This is a genomic window from Desulfobotulus alkaliphilus (genome assembly GCF_007830435.1).
GTDB classification, from domain to species: domain Bacteria; phylum Desulfobacterota; class Desulfobacteria; order Desulfobacterales; family ASO4-4; genus Desulfobotulus; species Desulfobotulus alkaliphilus.
Genome location: NZ_VLLC01000012.1, coordinates 12,985 through 29,071, shown reverse-complemented (window position 1 = coordinate 29,071; position 16,087 = coordinate 12,985). Strand labels below are relative to the sequence as shown.

The following is a 16,087-nucleotide window of genomic DNA, read 5'->3' as shown; positions in this document are numbered from 1 at the left end:
TCCGCACAGGGCAAGAAGCTCCCGAATAAGATTGCGTCACGGGCAAATAGCCGGGGCCTGTGCATCTGTCTTGCAGGTATGGTACTTGGAAAACGGTGCTGAATAATTACCCAGATTGCAGGATTTACAGGACAAGGCCGCAAAACGTCAGGCGCTGATTGAAAAGCTGAAGGCGGAGCTTTCCCTTATCCATGGCCCGTTATGATCAGATGCTGAAGACCATGCACAACAGCGAAATTCTTCTTGTTCCCCTTAAGGAGTCAGGAAGCGGTGCTTTCTTCCCGCATCGAAGGCACCATCAGCACCATGGATGAGATACGGTTTGGACAGGAGAGGTGTTTTTTTATTTGACCGTCCTTTAAATATCTGCCCCCTTTTGTCTCTCTGGTTTCTAAGAAAACCACTTTGACATCCATTGTAATGTGGATATTATAGCTATTATTATCCCTGTTCTGGAGGTGGTCCATGAAAACCGTACAGATGACCCTTGATGAAGATCTTGTAAACGCTGTTGACCAAATCTCGAAAAAACTTCACACAAGCCGATCTGCTTTTACAAGAATGGCATTACGAGAGGCACTTGATCGTTATAATGTCAAAGAACTTGAACGTAAACATCAAGAAGGGTACCGGCAGCATCCTGTTTCTCCTGATGAATTTTCAATTTGGGAATCTGAGCAGGCTTGGGGTGAAGAATGAAACATGGTGAAATCCGTTGGTATAAATTTGCCCATCCAGATAAAAAACGTCCGGTTCTTATTCTTACACGAGATTCCGTATTAAAATATCTTGGTGAGGTAACTGTGGCACCAATCACAAGCACTGTCCGTGGTATTCCATCTGAAGTTTTTCTTTCTCAAGCTGATGGTATGCCTCGTGATTGCGCTATAAATTGTGATCATTTACAAACTGTCGCAAAAGCAAAAATTGGCTCCCTCATTACAACTTTATCAAAAAATAAAATAATTGATGTGGGACAGGCAATTCGGTTTGCCCTTGATGTCTGAAACTCGATGTTCAAGTTTTTCGATTTTTCAATGGTTCCAACAGGCAGTGCCAGTATCTAACCTGTTGATTTTACAGTAACGTCACGCTTGATCTTCGTTGTTTTACACGCAATGAAATCAGGGGTTTATAAAAAATTTGAACATCGAGTGAAATGAAAAATACAAAACCTGATCATCGGGTATCAATTTAAGAAATTAGTTTTTCTGATTACCACTCTGCCTCAGCCATAGTTTGCTGGTCAGGTTGTTGCCAAGCCTATAGTGCTGGCTTTAACACGGGCAGGCGCAAGGCCTGCCCCTACGAATAATCTTTACGCCCCCTGTTTTGTAGGGGCACCCTTTACGGGTGCCCGCTAACATGCCTAAAATCTGGTCATATAATTTCCATGATGAAGGTTTGTATGGCTGAAAGACATTGGTACAGATTAGTTTTTGCTGCGCAGCAGCCGTACATGTTCGCTTCGGTTTTTACCGTTATAGTCAATATAGCCGTTACCAAAATGGACTCCCCATACAAGGTTGGAATAGTTGGCTGAGGGTGATGAAGACCAGAACCAGCTCCATTCAGGTGTATTTGGAAAATAATCTGAGTTGATGGTTGGTTTTTGATAATCCCCCATGCATTTTCCGCTCCATTGGCCAGGATGCCAGGTATCTCGATCACCGGGGCCGCAGTAAACAAGGGTATTCAGTTCTTCAATGGTGGGTATGCGCCAGTCATGGGCACCGCAAAGACCCTTGCTGTTTATCGCTTCTGCATAGGCGTGGGTGTCGCATGCACTGCCTGTACAGTTTCCTTTGTTCTGATACCCTTCAAATCCTCCATTGCTTTCAGCAACAGGGTTGAACCAGCTATAGGTATTGTTGAAGTATCTGAGTCCTTCATCTTTACTTTTTTCTTCCCATATAATTCCTTTTTCATTGTCTTGTACACAGCTCCATGAAGTAGCGGAGTCGGGCAGCGGGTTTCCGTTATCATCAAGCTTTGTATATCTGGAACCACTTATTTCAGAACGAACAAGGCGAATATGATTGCTTTTTCCTTTGCTGCTGTAATTGCCACTTCCATTGTCAAAATCGATCCCCCAGACAAGGTCGGAATTGTTGGCTGAGGGTGATGAAGACCAGAACCAGCTCCATTCAGGTGTACTTGGAAAATAGGCTGAGTCAATGGTTGGTTTTTGATGATCCCCCATGCATTTTCCGCCCCATTGGCCCGGAGGCCAGGCTTCCCGTTCACCAGAACTGCAGTAAACAAGGGTATTCAGCTCTTCTATGGTGGGTATGCGCCAGTCATGGGCACCGCAGAGACCTTTATTGTTTACTGCTTCTACATAGGCGCGGGTATCACACCCACTTTCTGTGCAGCTTCCCCGGTCAGGATATCCTTCAAAGCCACCATTGACTTCCGGGTTCGGGTTGAACCAGGTATATGTATTATTTAAGTCCGTTAGCCCCCCGTTCTCAGTTTTTTTCTCCCATATAAGCCCTGTATCATTGTCCTTTATACAGCTCCAGGAAGATGCTGACTCAGGCAGCTGTTGTCCGTTTTCATCGAGTTTTATGTATTTTGAAGTAACAGGTTCAATTCTGACAAGACGAACATGAAGTTCGTTGGTTTTGTAGCTGCTTTCGATACTGCCGTAATAAAAGGACAGGTTCCATGCATAATTCTCGTCCTCCATATTGCTTGAGGAAGACCAGTACCAGCTATCCATGGTGTTTGGAAAGGCCTTTGTATTTATGCTTGGTTTCAGGAAGTCCCCCTGGCAATTACCACCATAGGGTTCTCCGGAAGATGTTTTTTTAAAAAAGTCACGCCTCCCTGAGCTGCAGCTTACAAGAGAATCAAGCTCTTCAATAGTAGGCAATCGCCAGTTTTTATCTGCAAAAAAATGGTCTGTGGCTGCTTTATTTGCTTCATCCCAGGAATACTTTTGAGTATCTCCAAGACAGGTATTGCCATCCCAGCTTTGCCCCAGACTGCAGCGCATCCATTGAAGACCCGTTTCTCTGTCTGTTACACTTCCATCTTTGTTGTTTATGTATCTGTCTGCTATAATATCTTTTTCTTCATTCATCTCGTTATGTTTTTTATTGCTGTCACTGCATCCTGAAAAAACAAACAAGAGAAGGGGAATAAAAATTAAAATAAATTTCTTCATTGCTATTCTCCTTTTATAAAAACGAAAGATAAGTATTTATTTTCAGGTCAAAAATATATACTTGTTGTAGTTATGGGCTTATTGTTTATCTGCCAAATAATTTTTTCGGCTTGAAAATGAATAATATTGCAAGAATAATATCGGACTCAGTTCAGGATAGTTTTCAGAAAATCACACTGCCCCTGAGAAAGGTGAAATCCTTATCCCTGAACTGGCCGAACATATCCCTTTCACCGCCACCGCTGTAAAAAAATGCCCCTGCGGTTAAAAGGGTGTTGCTAAAGGGTCTCCACGATGCTTCCACCTGATGCTGTCTGTCCTGACTGTTCATCCAGGCGAAAACCCGCCAAAGGGTGCTGATGCGGGAGTCAAAGGCGCTGTACTTCATGGTAAAGCTGGCCCCCTGGGTGTAGGCATCCCTTTCCATAAATTTTTCATGGTCGTGTATGTACACACCCAAATACTGGACATTGACAAAAAGATTACGGAAGAAAAGGTCGTTTCTGTCTAAGCCAATGAGAAATTCTCCCTTCTGCTTTTCTGCAAGGCCCTCGGGAAAGTCATTCAGAAGAAGAGGGTCTTTTTCAAAATCCACCATTTCGTAATGGCCCTTTGTCTGCCATGCGCCCTCTGTGCGGAATACCCAGGCACCTGTACTGGCTTCAAAATCTGCCCCGAAAACCACGGCATCACTGTGAAACCATGAAAGCTCCATTGCCGCAGGGGGTATATTCATATAATAAGGTGGATTATTTATGGGAATCTGCCGAATTACTTCAGAAACCTTCAGCATTGGCATGGGGTCTTTTCCCCGCCATGCATAGAGGGAGGCATCGGCCCTTTTCAGGGGCAGACCGATTCTTAAGCCCATGGAACTCTGGCTGTCCCAGGTCCAGTCATCATCGCTTTCGATGATGCGGCCCCCTGCTTTACTGAAGTGCTGCATCCTTTGGGAAGTGAAGTAACTTCCATGGTCCGGCATGTCAGATCCCACAAAAACAGGCGACCAGAAGGCTTCCACCCTGAGGCCCCCCGGCAGGGCGGATTCTAAAAAAAGACCTGTGAGGCCTGCCTTGCGATCGTTCTTATCGTAGTAGAGAAAGGCCCGCATATCTTCAGGGCAGATGCGGTCCATGGGCCGGATTTCATCCCCTTTGCCCCAGTGCAGGATTTTTCTGCCCGCACTGAAGGAAAGATAGGTTCTTTTGAGATAGCCCTGCTGCTGGATATACAGCTCCCGGATATCCCCTGTGAATGCATCCTTGTTTTCGATATCCTGATAATCTCCCCTGAGCCTTGCCACAAAGCTTGTGTTTTTCATGTGTGCTTCCATGAGAAGATCCAGCCGGTTGGTGGTATGCACATCATGGGGGTCTTTCAGGCTGTACCAGACAGAAGGTCTCAGCTCTCCTTCAAAAAGAAATGGCCGTGTCATTGAAACAGCAGGCGCTGTACTGCCGGGCAGGGAAGTGCCGAGCAGTTCCGTAAAATCCAGATCATCATCATCGTCCATGGCCATGGCCGAAGCTGCCAGATAAAGAGCAAGAATAAGAAACACTACGGTTTTTTTTATCATCGCCATGTAGCCCCCATTCTGTCCGGGTCAAAGCTTGAATTGTCCAGCCCCGTATTCACCTCTACTTCCCGGACTTCCATGGTGGTGGTGTGGCTGGCCCTGAGGTCTCTGGCCACGGTGCGGAAGGGGATGTGAATGCCTTCTATTTTTTGTACTTCACCCGATACAATCACCCTTTCCAATCGGCCTTCCCTGCCGAAGAATCGTACCTGAAGCGGCAGATAGTTTTCCTTGTCTATCCAGCTGAGCTGCCTTGGATAGCGTGCGGAACTGTCTTTGGCTCTGGATTCCACACGGAAGCATTCCCTGTCATTAAAAACGGCATCACTTCTGCGTTCGTGCGTATAGTCATCAAGTTTTCGTCCACCCAGATCCTCATAGGAAAAATCCGTATCCTCAAAGGAATTCTGCCGGTCATTCACGGCAATTTTTCTGGCCCTTCCAAGGGCTGGAATATAGAGATACTGGTCATTGTCCCTGTCTTCATTTTCTATGGTGAGAAAGGTGGTTCCCCGCTTGATGGAGTCGAGAAAACGCATGGTATAGCGATCCGTTGCTCCATAATTTTTCTGGCGTATGGCCACCTGCCGGGTATCGGTGACCCTTTCACCGGCCAGCAGGGTCATGGAGGCCAGTATGGAAAGATCCTTTGCCGGTCTGTTGAATTCCTCAACCCTTTCGGCAATGATCCGGCCTTCCTTTCCGGCTGTGTCAGGATTGAAAGGGCCGATATCTGCGGATGCAGAACCTGCACCCAGTACAAAAAACAGAAGGGCTGTAATGATGGTTTTAGCTTGCATGGTATTTTTCTCCTTGGTTTGGGGTGGTATGGGAAGGTTTTTCACTGAAAGCATTCTTGTTTTTCCGGTCCGTCCCATGGGTTTTCCGGAGTCTGGATTCTGCAAGGGTGAGGGCTGCGGGAAGCAGGGTCATGGCCGCAAGGGCAGAGCAGATCATGGTGATGGAAATCAGGATGCCAAGGTTGATTAAAGGAATGAAAGCGGAAGCCAGCAGCACGAGAAAACCTGCGGTTACGGCTGTGGCGTTGAAGAAAATGGCCTTCCCCGTTCCCTGGGCCGTATGGAGGATGGCTTCCCTGTGGCTCTGTCCCTGCTTTCTGGAATCCCGGTAATGCACCAGATAGTGAATTCCGTAATCAATGCCTATGCCGATGGCCACACATGCGGTGATGGCCGTGGCCACATCCAGGGCAATGCCTGCAAATCCCATGATGCCGAAGGTCACTGTGATGGTGAAAGCTAAGGGAATGAGACTGAAAAAACCGTAGATAAAGGATTTCATCATCCGGGCCACCACGAGAAAGACCAGAAAAAAGGAGATGATGATTGATCCTATCTGCCCCTTCACGATGAGCTGGTTGGCTTCAAGGTAGAGGGTACCGGGGCCTGTAACCTGAAAGGTCATGTTTTTGTCCCGCAGGATTTGTCCGCCGGGGCCCTGGAGAAAATCCACAGCGCTCCGGGTCACTTGCCGGACCACGGTGCTGCAGGCGGTTTTCATCTGGATACCAAGGGCAGCTTTTTTTCTGGAAGGATCAATGAGGCTTCGGGTATCCCTTCTCTGATAATTATCCATATAAGCTTCATACTGGGCATGGAGGGCTTCCGGGCTCTTTTCTCCGGCAAGGTCTGAAATCTGCGGCAGCCTGTAGCGGGCGGGGTCATTATCAAAAAAGGCCTGATTCATTTTTTTGATAAAATCCGCAGGGCTGACAATTTTACCGATTTCAGGATGGTTCTCCACAAGGTGGCGGGAAAGCTTTTCCATGAGTGCCACAATTTCCGGATTCAGGGCATCGCCCGGGTTTTCCCCGGCAAGAATCAGGCTCAGACCGGAGGTTCCTGCAAAATGGTCGTTAATGAAGGTATCTGCCATGCGTATGGGGGCGTCTTTTTTAAAAAATGTGATGTTGTTCATTTCCACCCGGAGCAGCAGGGCCCCTGCAATGGAGAGAAGAAATACCCCAAGATAAAGGGTGGTAACGATTTTGGGTTTCCGGCAGCTGAAAAGGGAAATGGTCGTGAGCATGGTGTTGCTGCGGATAGGGAGACTCATTTTTTCAGTCATGGCGGTTCTCCGGCTGAGGAGCATGAAGGCCGGGATGAGGAGAAGGGCAAGGATCAGGGCAAAGGCAATGCCAAGGCTGATGAAGATACCGAAATCCCGCAGGGGGACAATGCGGTTGACGGCAAGGGAGGCAAAACCGGCCATGGTGGTGAGACCGGCCATGAGAACGCCGCCGCCGGTGAGGTTGAGCACCCTGCGGGCAAGGATTTTTGGCTCAGGGTTTTCCTCTCTGCCCTGCTGAAAGGCGTGGGTGAGGTGAATGGCATAGGCTGTGCCTACGGCCACGAGGAGTACGGGAAGGGCTGAGGAAACAAGGGAAACGGGAACACCCGCATAGCCCATGAGGCCAAAGCACCAGACAAGGGAAAGCAGGACCGTGAGCATGGGATAGAGTACGCCTTGCAGATTGCGGAACATGATAAAGAGCGATGCCATCACCACAAGGGTCACGACGGGGAAGAGCCAGGTAATGTCCTGTATCATGAGGGTTCCGATTTCATTATCCACCACAGGCTCGCCAGCCATGTGATAGGTGAAGGCTGTATCTTTGAAAACATCTTCCAGAATTTTGGAGACCTCGCCAAGGAGCAGGGCTTTGTTATCTTTGTTGAGGTTGGGCACGGTTCTTACAAAAAGCAGGGAGGCTTTTTCGTCTGTACTGTAAAGGGTTTCTTCAAAAAGGGACCAGCCCTGAAGCCTTTCCCGGAGCAGGGCCGGGCTGTCCGTTGCCGGGTTGAAGATAGCGCCTGTACGGATCTGTTTTGGCGTGTCTGCCATGGCATGGTGAAATTCTGTAATGAAGAGAGGATTTTTTATGGAATGTTCGCGGATCTTGCGGAAAAAGTCCGGCTGAATACCCGTATCAGGCCCTTTTTCTTCATATGTCATAAAAAAGTCTTTGATGCTTTCCGGGCGGGTCAGGCCCTTTTCCAGCATCAGGCTGGCCAGTCTGCGGCCGGAAGTTGTATCTGAAAAACCTTTGTTTTCAAAAAAGATGTCTATGATATCAAAGAAAGAGAACTCCGGCCATACCGTGTCGCTTTCCATAATGGAGGAAATCTGATCCACCCAGATCCCCCTATTGAATCTCCGGTTATCCGTGGGCTTATGGATGATGGCCATGAGTTCTTTTCCGAAATCCGGATTCAGGGCGGCACCCTCCGAAAGTATGCCTGCTATCCGGCGGATGTCTTCGGCCTCGATGGAGCTATAGAGGTCAAAGGGGATGGATTCCCTTAAGTTTTCTTCCATTTCATAGGTGTCAGCAAACAGGCCGGGATGGGGGATGAAGTCATTGCCCTCAATGGCAGCAAGGTTCTGGAGAAAGGTTGTGAGAACAAGGGCCTGATGCAGGGATATGTCCAGTTTTTTTCCTATGAGGCGGGCGGGTATGGTCTGATTGCTTTTTAAAATCCGGTTTCCTGCGGTCCGAAGTTTTTCGGGCAGCAGGGGGTCAAGGATACCCTTTTCCGATGCAATGGAAATGACAATGCCCGTTGTGGAACCGAAGGTTTCCTGGGTATCCATGAAGAGGGTTTTTTCCCGGTTGCTGTCCGGGAGCATGAACATGATGTCATTTTCTATGGTGAGTTTCCCCATGCCATAGGCAAAAAAGACCGTCAGCAGAATCAGGCAGCTGATCAGCAGGCGGAAGTTGCCTGCGGCGGGGAGAAGAATATCGGCAAGCTTTTTTGCTTTCATCATCAGCCTTTTCCGTTTCTTGACTGACTTGTCAGTCACTTGCTGGTTTTAAAAAAACTGCCGTTTATCAAGCAGTGGTGTTTCTATACTCTGTACCGTAATTTTTGAGAGACTCATAAGTCATTGCAAAATCCGATTACCAAGAGCTTTCAGCCACAGGAATTTTCAGCCATGAAAATTGTATGACAAAGATTTTAGGCTTGTCGGCGGGCACCCGTAAAGGGTGCCCCCACAAAACAGGGGTCGTAAAAAACATTTGTAGGGGCAGGCTTTCAAGCCTGCCCGTATGAAAGCTCTCACCATGGGCCTGACCAGCAGGCTCTGTCTGAGTCAGGGTAGTAATCATATATGCTTGTAATTATTCAGCACGGTTTATTCCGAACTGCCAATGCTGTAGTTGCAGCAGCTTCGTACTGTTGCAAGGCACCGTGGCTATTTGCAAGTGACATTGCAATCGTTTCGGATCAGAGCTTTACAGGCCTGTGCGAAAGAAGCGGCAAACTGTCTGAGCCGCCACAAAGGCAGCGTGCCAAGGCCTGCTATGGTAATCAAAATGCTTATCCTGCCTGTGGCGGCGAGTTTTTGCCGCTTCCGCACAGGGCAAGAAGCTCCCGAATAAGATTGCGTCACGGGCAAATAGCCTGGGGCCTGTGCATCTGTCTGGCAGCTATGGTACCTGGAAAGCTGTGCTGAACAGTTACATATGCTTTTGTATGACCATGCATTTTACTGCTGAGGCCTAAGGTCAAGCCCGTGAAGTATGAACGAGGTCATATCATCGGCAATGGCATCAATATTGAGGTCTTTGCGCATGACCATGAAAAAGAAGAAGCTGCGTTCCACAAGACCGACAATGAAAACGGCTGCGGTGTCCGGGTTGGGAATGCCCAGCATGTTCTGACTGCGGCCATTGGCAATTCTTTCGCCCAGAAGTTCAATGAAGCGGATGATGAGATTCTCGTAAAGCTCCTTGAACAGCCCACCCTGACCAATGCCTTCCCTGAGAACGATTTCTGCGGCTTCGGCATTGTTTTTAAAGACTTTCAGAGCACTGAAAATCATTTTCCTGAGGCGGTTGTGGAGTTCTATATGGGTTCTGCTTTCAAAGATGTTGTGGTCTGCTTCAACAATACCACTGAAACTGTCCATGAAGCTTTTGCATATTTCCCTTGCGATGTCTTCCTTGGACTTGAAATAGAGATAAAAGGTGCCCTGTGCCAGACCTGCGGCGGAAACAATGTCCGATACCCGGGTTTTCTGAAAACCCTTTTCCCTGAAGATGGCGATGGCTGCATCCAGGATATTCTGCCTTGTGGTGGCTTTATGGGAGGCGGTGACTGACATGTCAGTTTTTTACGAAATCCTTTATTTTATGTCAATGATTTTTCAGTTACAGATTTTTAGGGTCTTTAGGGTCTTTAGGGTCTTTAGGGTCTTTAGTCCGTTGTGCTGTCTATGGCATGGAAGGCCCTTGCCGCTGCCGCAACATCTCCTTTTCCCCTCAGGCGGATGTAGTCGGAAACCAGAGGAATCATTGCATCGAGGTAGGCTGCGGTTTCCTGTTCCGTGGCTGTGGTACGGGTCTGGGAGAAAAGGCATTTACGTTCACCGCCGCCGCTGGATGGCAGCCCCTGATCTTCCAGATAATGTCTGGAAACGGTAGTTTCAGAAAAATCTTCATACACAGGAAAAGCCGTTTTTATACCGAAGTCTTCACTGAATGCTTTCATGCGGTCCATGAAGGCCGGGGTCTGTTCCGGATAAAAGGACTGTTTCAGGGTGTAGCCCGCAAGCATGGCAGGGATGTTTTGTTCAAGGCAGTAAAGGAGGGTGCGGGTGTGCATGGCCAGCTTGCAGGCCACGCAAACAAGATTTTTACCGCCAAAACGGGGCATGAGTGTTTCGTAGCGATCGAGCCAGAGTTCCTGAAAGAGACGGCCAGAGTCCAGCTCAACCCGGAAGGAGGGGGGAAGGGGAAAGGGCTGCTGTTTTTCAAGGAGTTCACGGGCGGTCTGGAATCGGTTTTCCGTGAAATGGGGGAAGCGGGACATTCCGTTGAGCAGGGTGACAAGGTGCACGGAAGAGGCTTTTGGGATGGCCCGGTGATGTCCGGAAAGGGCCATGGCATACAGGGCAAGGGAGTCACTGCCTCCGGAAAAAAGGATGGCAAGGGGGGCCGGGCTGCTCATCATGGAATCTCCTTGTTTTTTTTGTAATGCAGAAAAACTTCACCGAATTTTCCGGCTCTGTGGGCCGCAAGGTGCCAAAGACCGGTTTCATGGAAGAGGGTTCCGCTGCGGACAAAGGGAATGGCAGAGGGTGCACCTGAGATCACAGGACAGAGGGTAAGGAGCAGTTCGTCCACAATTCCCTGTTTCAGGGCTTCCCGGTTGAGTCCACCGCCCCCTTCCAGAAGCAGGGTTTTTACCCCTTTTTTTTTGAGAATATCCAGTACCTGTTTCAGGTTAAGGCCGGTACCTTCCGTGTCTGCGACCAGAACCTCAGCACGGGAGCCTGCTCTTTTCTGAAGGGGTTCTGCAAGGTGCTCAGCTGTGAAGATGAGCGGGGGAGGACCATGGAGAAAAGCACGGCGTCCGTCAAAGGGGATATTTCCGGATGCGGAGATAAAGGCCCGGATGCGGTTTTCCTTAAGAATGCCACCGGAGCCCCGCATCTCCGGGTCGGCATCCCTCAGGGTGGCAGCTCCCATGAGGCTGGCATCGCTCCTGTCCCGCCAGTATTCCAGATGCTGGCGGTCTTCGGAGCTGGAAAAGGACTGGGGGCCGATGTGACCACAGAGGGTCATGGCTGCAATGAGAATGGTTTTTGGCATGGCTGGCATCATTTTCAGGAAATGAGAATATCGGCAACGATCTGTGCCACATCCTGCCATGCCCGGCTGCGGATTTCGTGCAGTTCTTCACTGGAAAGTCCCACCCTGCAGAAACTGACTTCGTTGAGGTCATCACCGGGAACGCGGTCGGGGTCCTGCCATGAGAGAATGTCGGCCGTATAAAGCACATGGGCCAGATTCGAGTCTGCCCTGTCGGGTTCGTGGTGCCAGCGGATGGCAAGGGCCTGATCCTCAGGGACATTCCAGTTGACACAGAAGTCATGGCCGATTTCGGCATGGTCAAAGCCAAAGAGTTCCTTTTCTGCCCCATGCTGGGAAAGGCCCTGTCCGCGCAGATTTTTGTAGCTTTCCTTTGCATTTTTTATGTGGGAATCAAGGACAAGCATGCCTGCATCGTGGAGAAGGCCTGCGGCAAAGGCACTGTTTTCCAGTGCTTTAAAACGGTTTTTGCAGATGTCCCTTGAAACCAGCGCCACAAAGAGGGCATGGGAGAAAACCGTTGCCGCATCCAGATCGTATCCGTCCAGATTGTTGGAAAAAAGTTTGGATGTGCTGACCAGTGTGATCATCTGTAAAAGGGTCTGTTCCCCCAGTACAAGGCAGGCCTTGTGCGCCGACTCCACGGGATGGCGAAGGCCGTAATAGGCGGAGTTGGCCAGTTTCAGGAGCCTTGCGGTCATGGCCTGATCCTTTTCAAGGATGTCGGCAAGATCCCGGATGTCCGAATAGGGGGAATCTATGATGGATTTGGCCCGGATGAGGATTTCCGGCATGGGGGGCAGGGCCCCGGTCTGTTTCAGCAGTTTTTCTTTGCTCATGAAAGCAGGCTTTTCAATCTGGGTGATAATCAGGGTGCCGCATGCAGGGCAGGGGATTTTGGGAACTAAAGCAAGTTTTTCAGCCTGCTCCGGTGAGAGGATATATTTTTTTTTGCATGCAGTGCAATGAATTTCCACGGGAATGATGCCTCCGGTTGGTTGATCTTCTGTTTTCCGCACAGCAGATGCGAAATGTCTTTTTACCGTCTGAATATATATACCATATCCAATGCATTGAACAGAAGGAAGTGACCCTTTACCTGTCTGTCTGTGTTGCTTCCGGGATTCAATGTATTTGGAAATTAAACCTTAAAACCCGGTACCTGGCTTCGAGAGCTTCTGCCACTCCCCACTCCCCACTTCCCACTTTTTATACTTATGGGTCCATGGGGAGAGGGGGCCAAAAGTTATCTTTATTTCAGAAAATGGCCTTAGGCACAGAATCCGGTATCAGGCTGGGTCCTTTGGGCCGAAATGGATTTCCCACCGGCCCGGTCCCCGTTCCGGCGGGTGTTTTTTTTCCTTTCCATCGCCCATTGGTTCCATGCCACATTGCTTTTTAAAACGGCGGAGAAGGTGCTTTTTCCATTTGGGGTCTTCAAGGGCCTTTGCCCGCCATGGGGCACCATCCCGGATCTGTTTTTCAAAAAGATCCCATGCCGCTGCATGGTTAAAGTTCTGCCAGCGTTTTCCCGCCTGAAAGAGATAATTCAGGTTGCCCGTGGCCAGCAGGGCCTGCATTCCCTTTGTAAAGTCAAAGTTGCGCCAGTGGCAGCCGGCATAGAAAATGAAGGCCGCATCTCCCAGTATGGCAAGGGCTTTCTGCCCCTTCTTAAAGTCAAAGTCTTTCCAGTCATTGCCTGCATAGTAGATGCGGCGGCTGTCCTTCAGGGAAAAAAGGGCATCAAGGCCTGCTTTTGTGTCAAAGCTTTTCCATGCCCGGCCTGCCTTGTGGATGGACGCACCGTCCTTGAGGGAAATCAGGGCTTCTGCTGCTTTTGGGTGGTTGATTTTCGGCCAGTAAAGTCCTGCCCGGTACAAAAAAAAGGCATCGCGTGTGGCAGTCAGAAGGTCAAGGGCCTTTTCATGGTTGAGGCCGGGCCAGTATCTGCCCGCAAGGAAAAGGGCCTCAGCATCGGCGAATCTGTCCAGAATCTCAAGTCCCTTTTCCGGGGAACACTGGCCCTGCATGACGGCCCGATGGAGGTCTGAAGGATTCATGGCATGGCTCCGGAGGGTTCAAGGATCAGGGCTTTTCCAAAGGGAGCCTCAAAGGGCTCTTTCCGGCCCGATGATATGAGCCAGAGGGTGGGGCTGTAGGGAATCAGGCGGCCCAGATCATGGATATGGCCGTCTGTGATGACCAGCAGCAGTTCCCTGTGCTTTCTCATATAGGTATTGAAGAGCGGTGCAAAGAAGGTGGTACCGGAATTGCCTGTTTCCAGATATTTCCAGTCTCCTTTTCTGTAAAAATAAGGTTTTTTCAGATCCTGCTGCTTTTCCATGCCCTCTTTCCGGATGCGGGGTACAAAAACCGATTCATCCACACAGAGAAGATTGACCCGGAACCTGTCCATGAGGCTTTCGATGACGGCAAAGGCCCTTGCCATTTCTCCGGGGGTGGTGGTCATGGAAGAGGAAACATCCACGCAGACCGTAAGCAGTTCCTTTTCCCGGAACATGCGTCCGCTGCTGTAGATGCCGTGGGGCAGAAAGCGGCGGTTGAAGCGGGTTTTTGTATAGATCCATTCGTTGGAGTGGACATTGCGGTCCAGAATACTCCGCAGCCTGCGCTGCCATGGAAGATGATGCAGTTTTTCCACACCCTCAATCATGCGGCTCAGGGCTTCAAAAACCCGGTCTGTGGGTGAGAAAGGATCGTTTCCGGCCAGATCCATGATTTTGCGTATCTGGGTCTGGAGCTGGCGTTTTTCCATGGTACCCAGAAAAAGATGGGTGCCCGTGGGCAGGGCCTCTCCTTTTTTATCCACAAGGCAGAGGCCCTCGGGGATGATGTCTGTATCCGTGGGATGGTCCGTATCCTCAGGTTCGGTAAAGTGGACGGATTGGGTGTCAAGGGCTTTTTTTGCCGGTTTTTTCTTCAGATCCCGGAACATATCCCGCACCGCATCACTGAAAATCCTTAAAGATTCCGGTCCCCGTCTCCCGAACCAGTGGTAGAGTGTTTCCCATGAAGGATCTTTTTCCCCGGTTTCTTCAAAAAAGGCATCGGGAATACCGGGAAGCTCCGGTGGCAGGTAAAGGCTCTGCTGCTGGCCATCCGTGGATGAGAAAAAGTTCTTTGCCCGGTTTCTTAAAAAGGAGTTGATGACCATGTCCTGGGCCAGATTCTGGAGATAGGGTTCATGGTCTTTGAGTTGCCTGTGTTCATGGCCGTGGACAATATGGAGGAGTTCATGGACCAGCAGTGCCTTTAGGCTTTCTTTGTTCTGGCTTTCCACAAAATCCGGGTGATAGAGAAGTACGGGCCGCATGGAAGATATGCCTAAGGCCAGTGTGGGTACCGAGGTGCTGGGGGTAAACTGGACGCTCTGGTAGAAATAGGAGGTGAACCGGCTCTGCCGCCACAATTCTTCCAGTACGGCCTTCCATGCGGGATGCTGTTTGTCCTTCATGAGAGAAGGGTCTCCATGGAAAGGCGGACCTTTTCTTTTGTTTGAAGGTTTTCCATGATGTCGATGGCCGCAGGAATGGCTGTCAGCAGCCCGCATTCCCTGAGGAGCAGATGGAAAAAGGCCAGTCTGCTGTCACTGCGGCAGCAGGCGATAAAGGAGAGAACATGGCTGAGTTCTTCCGGGTTTTTCAGGGCGTGGTCCGGGGCAGGAATCAGCATATTTTCCCTCAGCTTTGAAATGGCACCGGTGATGGCCCAGAGCATATCTTCTGCGGGAAGGTTTTCCTTTTCCGCAGCATCCAGTTTGTTTGGGTCTCCAGAGAGGACATCCGCCGTAGTAATCTGTCTGGGATGGGTGAGCTGACGGATAAAATCAAAGGCTGCAAGGTCTCCCACAAGGGAGATGATGAGTTTTTCAAGGCTGGCTGTTTTTTTGGTTTTTAAAGCCTCTATGAGGGCTGCTTCGCTGGTCAGGCCATGGGCCGTGGCAAGGGCATGGGATACCTGATGCCAGCCCCTGGGGTTGGGATGGATACGCTGTTCGTCCCAGAGTCTTTCCGGAAAAAGGGCGATGTAGCGGAGCACGGAAGGATGCACATCCCTCCCTGCGGCCCAGCGCAGCCAGTCAATGGCCCGGGGTTTTAAGTGGAAAAGGGCAAGGCGGCCATCCAGTGCCGCATCATCAAAATCCGTGATGGTTGTGCTGTCTTCTTCTCCGAGGTTTCCGGCCAGAACAATGGCGGTTTTTTCCGGTAGCAGATGTTCTCCGCACCGGCCTTCGGTGATGATCTGGAAAAGGGTCTGGATCACCGTAGGGTGGGCGCGGTTGGCTTCATCCAGAAACCAGAGGATGCCCTCATACTCCGGGGGAACGCTCTCCGGCGGAATGAAGCGGGGCCTGAAATAGATCATGCGCTGGTTTTCGTGATCCGGAACGGGGTAGCCGCCAAGATCGATATTCTCTTTGAAGGCAAGGCGGGTATCAATGAAGAGGAAGTTTTTACGTTCCGCAGCCTGACGGACCACAGAACTTTTGCCGATTCCCGGATGTCCCACGATCTTGATGGCATAATTGAGTCTGCCTGCTGCATCCAGATAATGGTCCAGTATTTCTTCCAGCTCTGTAATATGAATATCAACGGGTTCTTTCTGCATTCTATCTCCCTGTTTGCTTTAAAATGCAAAACATAGGCTGCAAAATGAAAAAGGCAAGGATAAAAAGACCCGACGGAGGGAATCTGCG

The 16,087-nt window shown here is 49.8% G+C and carries 14 protein-coding genes; 3 read left to right on the top strand and 11 right to left on the bottom strand.

Features of this window, described 5'->3' with window-relative positions; translation table 11 throughout:
• Nucleotides 1-270 precede the first annotated feature (270 nt).
• The 3 genes from LZ24_RS18060 (at nucleotide 271) to LZ24_RS08635 (ending at nucleotide 1,007) form a co-directional block, all read left to right on the top strand.
• Nucleotides 271-351 carry a hypothetical protein gene (locus tag LZ24_RS18060; RefSeq protein WP_407923302.1) on the top strand — a complete coding sequence of 27 codons (81 nt, stop codon included), beginning with the start codon at nucleotides 271-273 and terminating at the stop codon, nucleotides 349-351.
• Between the two features lie 114 nt (nucleotides 352-465).
• Complete coding sequence (locus tag LZ24_RS08640) at nucleotides 466-699, top strand: ribbon-helix-helix domain-containing protein (protein ID WP_144684589.1); 234 nt, start codon at nucleotides 466-468, stop codon at nucleotides 697-699.
• The gene (locus tag LZ24_RS08635) at nucleotides 696-1,007 is read left to right on the top strand and encodes a type II toxin-antitoxin system PemK/MazF family toxin (protein WP_144684587.1); all 312 of its coding nucleotides are present in this window, start codon (nucleotides 696-698) and stop codon (nucleotides 1,005-1,007) included. The genes LZ24_RS08640 and LZ24_RS08635 overlap by 4 nt, the downstream gene beginning before the upstream one ends.
• A gap of 425 nt (nucleotides 1,008-1,432) precedes the next feature.
• Here the strand turns inward: LZ24_RS08635 and LZ24_RS08630 are convergent, their stop codons facing one another.
• From LZ24_RS08630 to LZ24_RS08580, 11 genes are all read right to left on the bottom strand, one after another.
• Nucleotides 1,433-3,172 carry an Lcl C-terminal domain-containing protein gene (locus LZ24_RS08630; protein WP_144684585.1) on the bottom strand — a complete coding sequence of 580 codons (1,740 nt, stop codon included), beginning with the start codon at nucleotides 3,170-3,172 and terminating at the stop codon, nucleotides 1,433-1,435.
• Nucleotides 3,173-3,335: 163 nt separating this feature from the next.
• Nucleotides 3,336-4,754, bottom strand: a complete 1,419-nt coding sequence (locus tag LZ24_RS08625; protein WP_144684583.1) for a DUF1302 family protein — start codon at nucleotides 4,752-4,754, stop codon at nucleotides 3,336-3,338.
• Nucleotides 4,745-5,548, bottom strand: coding sequence for an outer membrane lipoprotein-sorting protein (locus tag LZ24_RS08620; protein WP_186443017.1), 804 nt, complete (start codon nucleotides 5,546-5,548; stop codon nucleotides 4,745-4,747). Before LZ24_RS08620 ends, LZ24_RS08625 begins: the two co-directional genes overlap by 10 nt.
• Nucleotides 5,538-8,540 carry an MMPL family transporter gene (locus tag LZ24_RS08615; protein WP_144684579.1) on the bottom strand — a complete coding sequence of 1,001 codons (3,003 nt, stop codon included), beginning with the start codon at nucleotides 8,538-8,540 and terminating at the stop codon, nucleotides 5,538-5,540. The genes LZ24_RS08620 and LZ24_RS08615 overlap by 11 nt, the downstream gene beginning before the upstream one ends.
• Nucleotides 8,541-9,263: 723 nt before the next feature.
• A complete protein-coding gene (locus LZ24_RS08610) occupies nucleotides 9,264-9,881 on the bottom strand; it encodes a TetR/AcrR family transcriptional regulator (RefSeq protein WP_144684577.1) in 618 nt (205 codons plus the stop codon).
• A 92-nt stretch (nucleotides 9,882-9,973) separates the two neighbouring features.
• A complete protein-coding gene (locus LZ24_RS08605) occupies nucleotides 9,974-10,729 on the bottom strand; it encodes an adenine nucleotide alpha hydrolase family protein (protein ID WP_144684574.1) in 756 nt (251 codons plus the stop codon).
• Nucleotides 10,726-11,370, bottom strand: coding sequence for a RibD family protein (locus tag LZ24_RS08600; protein WP_186443016.1), 645 nt, complete (start codon nucleotides 11,368-11,370; stop codon nucleotides 10,726-10,728). The genes LZ24_RS08605 and LZ24_RS08600 overlap by 4 nt, the downstream gene beginning before the upstream one ends.
• Nucleotides 11,371-11,384: 14 nt before the next feature.
• Complete coding sequence (locus LZ24_RS08595) at nucleotides 11,385-12,347, bottom strand: HDOD domain-containing protein (protein ID WP_144684570.1); 963 nt, start codon at nucleotides 12,345-12,347, stop codon at nucleotides 11,385-11,387.
• 312 nt (nucleotides 12,348-12,659) lie between these two features.
• Nucleotides 12,660-13,430 carry a hypothetical protein gene (locus LZ24_RS08590; protein ID WP_144684568.1) on the bottom strand — a complete coding sequence of 257 codons (771 nt, stop codon included), beginning with the start codon at nucleotides 13,428-13,430 and terminating at the stop codon, nucleotides 12,660-12,662.
• Nucleotides 13,427-14,845, bottom strand: coding sequence for a vWA domain-containing protein (locus tag LZ24_RS08585; protein WP_186443015.1), 1,419 nt, complete (start codon nucleotides 14,843-14,845; stop codon nucleotides 13,427-13,429). Before LZ24_RS08585 ends, LZ24_RS08590 begins: the two co-directional genes overlap by 4 nt.
• Nucleotides 14,842-15,999: a hypothetical protein gene (locus LZ24_RS08580; RefSeq protein ID WP_144684564.1), complete on the bottom strand. Its 1,158-nt coding sequence runs from the start codon at nucleotides 15,997-15,999 to the stop codon at nucleotides 14,842-14,844. Before LZ24_RS08580 ends, LZ24_RS08585 begins: the two co-directional genes overlap by 4 nt.
• Between the last annotated feature and the right edge of the window lie 88 nt (nucleotides 16,000-16,087).

Bases quoted from the DNA above. Each gene is read 5' to 3' on its own strand.
- LZ24_RS08640 (WP_144684589.1), top strand. From the start codon at position 466: ATGAAAACCGTACAGATGACCCTTGATGAAGATCTTGTAAACGCTGTT.
- LZ24_RS08635 (WP_144684587.1), top strand. From the start codon at position 696: ATGAAACATGGTGAAATCCGTTGGTATAAATTTGCCCATCCAGATAAA.
- LZ24_RS08630 (WP_144684585.1), bottom strand. From the start codon at position 3,172: ATGAAGAAATTTATTTTAATTTTTATTCCCCTTCTCTTGTTTGTTTTT.
- LZ24_RS08625 (WP_144684583.1), bottom strand. From the start codon at position 4,754: ATGGCGATGATAAAAAAAACCGTAGTGTTTCTTATTCTTGCTCTTTAT.
- LZ24_RS08620 (WP_186443017.1), bottom strand. From the start codon at position 5,548: ATGCAAGCTAAAACCATCATTACAGCCCTTCTGTTTTTTGTACTGGGT.
- LZ24_RS08615 (WP_144684579.1), bottom strand. From the start codon at position 8,540: ATGATGAAAGCAAAAAAGCTTGCCGATATTCTTCTCCCCGCCGCAGGC.
- LZ24_RS08610 (WP_144684577.1), bottom strand. From the start codon at position 9,881: ATGTCAGTCACCGCCTCCCATAAAGCCACCACAAGGCAGAATATCCTG.
- LZ24_RS08605 (WP_144684574.1), bottom strand. From the start codon at position 10,729: ATGATGAGCAGCCCGGCCCCCCTTGCCATCCTTTTTTCCGGAGGCAGT.
- LZ24_RS08600 (WP_186443016.1), bottom strand. From the start codon at position 11,370: ATGCCAAAAACCATTCTCATTGCAGCCATGACCCTCTGTGGTCACATC.
- LZ24_RS08590 (WP_144684568.1), bottom strand. From the start codon at position 13,430: ATGAATCCTTCAGACCTCCATCGGGCCGTCATGCAGGGCCAGTGTTCC.
- LZ24_RS08585 (WP_186443015.1), bottom strand. From the start codon at position 14,845: ATGAAGGACAAACAGCATCCCGCATGGAAGGCCGTACTGGAAGAATTG.
- LZ24_RS08580 (WP_144684564.1), bottom strand. From the start codon at position 15,999: ATGCAGAAAGAACCCGTTGATATTCATATTACAGAGCTGGAAGAAATA.